Here is a 4,051-nt window from a genome sequence, read left to right as displayed (position 1 = left end):
GAACTGCCCTACAAGACTCCGTCGATGCACGAAGTCGTTTTCAGCGACAAGCGGCAGGCTGCCAAGGGAGTGAAGACCGGCGACATCGCCAAGCGCCTCATCGACTACGGCTTCCACCCCTACACGGTCAGCTTCCCGCTCATCGTGCACGGAGCGCTGATGATCGAGCCAACCGAAAGCGAATCGCTGGAAGAACTCGATCTTTTCATCGACGCGATGCGCTCCATCGCCAAAGAGGTAGACGAGAACCCGGAAGTCGTCAAAACCGCTCCGCACTCGACGCGCGTTTCCCGGCTGGATGAGGTGCAGGCGGCACGTAAGCCGATCCTGCGCTGGAGACCGACGACAACTTAGCGGCAATCTCAGATGAGCTAAGTCGATATCTCCCGCGTAATAGCGGAGAATGCCAAATCCTCGATCACCTGCAGGTGTCGTTAGCAAGTAGAAATGTCCGCTTTTAGTAGCAAGTGAAATGTCCGGATTCTGTTCGTGCTTGGATTTTGCGATCCGCATTGTTCGACCTGCCCAGTGCTTTGATTCCCTCTTTTCCTAAATTGCCGGGGTTATTCACAAGACTCTTCCCTGAAAATCTCCGCCGGCTTCGCCCTACACTCTAGGTATGGCCACCCTGCCTGACATCACTTCGCTCGACGCCGGCCTGCCCGCGAATATCGACGCCGAAAAGACCATCCTCGGCGCCATCCTCCTCGACAACTCCGCCCACTCCGAGGCCGCCGAGCGGCTTGAGCCCGACGACTTCTCGCTCGACTCGCACAAGCGCATCTTCATCCGCATGTCCGAGTTGATGAACGAGCAGCGGGCGGTCGACATCGTTACGCTGGCGAACGAGCTGGCGCGCGCCAAAGAGATTGAATCCGTTGGCGGAGTGGCTTACCTCGCGTCCCTGACCGAGGGTTTGCCGATCCGGCCAGTTATCGAAGACTACATCCGCATCGTCAAGGACAAGAGCCTGCTGCGCAAGCTCATGCTCATCTGCTCGGCAGCCATTGCCCGTGCCGCCGACCAGAGCGAGACAGCCCTTGAAGTTCTGGACGCAGCCGAGTCGCAATTGCTCGAGGTCAGCGAGAAGGGAATTGTGCGCGGGCTCGAGCCGCTGGACAAGATTGTCGCCGATTCATTTGGCTCTATCGACAACCTCTACAAAGAAAGTCGTGACGTCACAGGGCTAGCAACCGGATTCAAAGTCTTAGATGAGATGACAAAGGGCCTGCAGAAGAACGAGCTCATTATCATTGCTGCACGCCCCTCAATGGGAAAGACAGCATTTGCCATCAATATTGCAGAAAATGCAGCGATCTATAGCAGGGCCACCGTTGCGGTGTTTAGCCTTGAAATGAGCAAGGCGTCGCTGCTGCGGCGCATGTTAGCCTCTCAGGCTTGGGTGGACCAACGCAGTATGCAAGCTGGATTTATCAGGAAAGAGGATCAGATCAAGCTCGAGAAAGCCTTGGAGCAACTCATCGAGTCGCACTTGTTTATCGATGACAGCGCCGGCATCTCGCTGGCCGAGATGCGCGCCAAAGCGCGGCGTCTGAAACAGACCACCGGTAACCTTGATCTGATCGTCGTAGATTATCTGCAACTCATGTCGGCCACGCTGCCCTCGTCCGGGGGCAAGCGCTATGAGAACCGCACCCAGGAAGTATCCGCGATTTCGCGCGGTCTGAAGGCATTGGCCAAGGAACTGGAAGTTCCGGTCGTCGCACTGTCGCAGCTTTCGCGCGCAAGCGAACGGCGCGGTGACGACAAACGCCCCATGCTTAGCGATCTCCGCGAGTCGGGTTCAATCGAGCAGGACGCCGATGTCGTCGCCTTCATTCATCGCGAGGCCTATTACAACCGCGATGAAGAGCAATCGGAGTCCGACAAAGCTAAGTCCGAAATCATTATTGCCAAGCAGCGCAATGGACCTACAGGAGTCGTGCACCTGAACTTTGTCTCGAAGTTTACGCGCTTCGATAATGCCGATATTTCACACGACGACGTTTGATTGCCGCAGCGTTCGACGACGGCGTTTGAGTTTCTACGCGCTTTGTCACAGTTCATTGATCGTCAAAACCACGCGTCCTGTGATGAATTCGCCCGACGAAGCTTCGGGGCCGATCTCGATCAGATCGACCGGAAAGCCCATGTTCAGCGGCCGCAACACCAGGCGTGCCGCCACGTAGTCGGCATATCGCAGCGTCAAGTGCGCACCGTTGCGGATGGCATAGAGATTCTGCCGGCCAGCGCGATACGGAGCCAGCGAATTGTAGTGCCGGTCAATCACCGCAAGAGCGTCGGGAAACAGCAGTGGATCCATCGGCAGCGCATCGGCATGCGCAATGCGGATGGCCACAAAGCGCTGCCACGAGCGGCGCGAGGGCATGGGCCGGGCCCTCAGCAAATGCACGGTCCCGGGCGGCAGTTGCAGCGTCATCTGCACAGCGCTCTGCCGAATGTAAGGCTCAAACAACGCTGCGCTGTGCGAGACTACCGGAACAATAGCGGCTTCATCACGCGGTTGGGCAGGCTCCGCATGCGCGCCGAGGCGCACCAGATCCTCCGCCGCCATGTGCTGGGCAGCCAGCATGCGGTCAATGCCTTCCACGGACAGGCGCTTTCGGGCGTGGAGAAAGCCGGACAAATGCGACTTGCCGAAGCCGGTTTGTCTCGACAGCAGTGAGACGCTTAGAGTCCCGCGCTGTATCCTGCGCAGCAACTCCACCCGAAGACGTTCTTGCATCTGGGTAAAATTCATCAGTGGAAAGTCCGCTACCAGCCACGAAGGCGATCGGCCGCCGTTTTCTTTCAGCAAACCAATTTGCGTCTTTTGGGCTTTATTCTCTGGGTTGTCGTGCACATGGAACAGAACGATTGAAGAATTGTGCCTGCCAGCGTTGACGCAGAGGATACAGCACTCTAGATTGGGTTTACTTCAGCTCGCACAGGTTGTGGGGAATTCTCGAGGATGCGCTTCATTCGCGCAATCGAACGAGGGTGGTAGCCACCTTCATTAAAAGCGGATTGATCGGCCCAACATGGGGAGGCCTGATCTCGCGAATACACCCAGGCCAGCCAGTCGAGCAGATTCCAGATTCTGCGCGCTCACATGATGACAAACACAGCTCGAGCACAGACGACAACCGCACAACAAGGCAGCAGAACCTTGCATGCGGCCGCCTGGCTCCTTTCACCTCGCCAAACAGAAATCAGAAAACTGAATCAGCGGGAGAAAGCGACCATTTGGGGAATCGATCATGGAAGTGTGCGTCCAATTGAAAGTTTGCGAGGGCTGCGGATGTCTCTGGTACCGCACTCTGACTCAGGGGAATGTATATTGCAATCGATGTGAAACGGAATTAGAGAAGTTTCCAAACCCGGAGACGCGAAAGCGCCGCGGGCGTCCGATTACAAAACGATTCTTGAACATCTGGGCCGTGGCTGCAGAAGCCGGAGGCGCCGAATGAGCGCAGCCCTCCAACTGCCCTACCTCTGCGCAACGGGAACCATTCACCAGCAATGGCGGCCCGTTCGCGGCATCGTGCCGCTCGCGCATTACGAAGCAGAATTGCAGCCGCAAAACGAGCCCGCCGACTCGACGGGCTGCGTCAGCGTAGCCTTCTATCGCAAACATACCGAGAAGATGCTGCGGCGCTATTTGTATGCATCCATGCTCGTGGGCCGCGCACCGGCCATTCTCGGCGAGCCGGTTGGGCGCGGGTGGGTCTCAAGCCGCAAGGTCAAGACCTTTGAAGACGCCGTCATCTTCGTGCTCGATATCGAGCGTTGTCTCAAGAAGTTGACACCTGTCGATCAAGCGATTCTCAGCCGTGTCGTCCTGCAGGAATACACGCATGCAGAAACGGCTGGCCTTCTCGGTGTAAGCGTACGGGCCATATCCTACAAATACAAAAAGGCGCTCGACAGCCTCACAGAACTGCTGCTGCAATCGGAGCTATTGATCCTTCCGCCTTCATAATTGCCGGGGCGTCAAAAACCGACGAGGGGAGCGCTTTCGGGCACTCCCCTTCCGGCGTCTATGCAACCT

3 protein-coding genes and 1 pseudogene are annotated in these 4,051 nt (G+C 57.1%); 3 read left to right on the top strand and 1 reads right to left on the bottom strand.

The window, feature by feature from the left end; all coding sequences use genetic code 11:
• A pseudogene (locus tag WA354_RS09510) lies at window positions 1-354 on the top strand (aminomethyl-transferring glycine dehydrogenase subunit GcvPB); the annotation flags it as partial.
• 265 nt (window positions 355-619) lie between these two features.
• Window positions 620-2,011 carry a replicative DNA helicase gene (gene dnaB, locus WA354_RS09505; RefSeq protein WP_472812770.1) on the top strand — a complete coding sequence of 464 codons (1,392 nt, stop codon included), beginning with the start codon at window positions 620-622 and terminating at the stop codon, window positions 2,009-2,011.
• A 45-nt stretch (window positions 2,012-2,056) separates the two neighbouring features.
• Here the strand turns inward: dnaB and WA354_RS09500 are convergent, their stop codons facing one another.
• A complete protein-coding gene (locus WA354_RS09500) occupies window positions 2,057-2,746 on the bottom strand; it encodes a hypothetical protein (RefSeq protein ID WP_472812769.1) in 690 nt (229 codons plus the stop codon).
• A 720-nt stretch (window positions 2,747-3,466) separates the two neighbouring features.
• On the opposite strand from WA354_RS09500, the gene WA354_RS09495 reads away from it, so the two are divergent.
• Entirely contained in the window at window positions 3,467-3,982 is a 516-nt protein-coding gene (locus WA354_RS09495) for a sigma factor-like helix-turn-helix DNA-binding protein (RefSeq protein WP_472812768.1), read from the top strand.
• The last annotated feature ends 69 nt before the right edge of the window (window positions 3,983-4,051 follow it).

The sequence above is a fragment of the Occallatibacter sp. genome (assembly GCF_049802275.1).
Classification (GTDB): Bacteria; Acidobacteriota; Terriglobia; order Terriglobales; family Acidobacteriaceae; genus Telmatobacter.
This window is presented reverse-complemented; position numbering and strand designations above follow the sequence as displayed.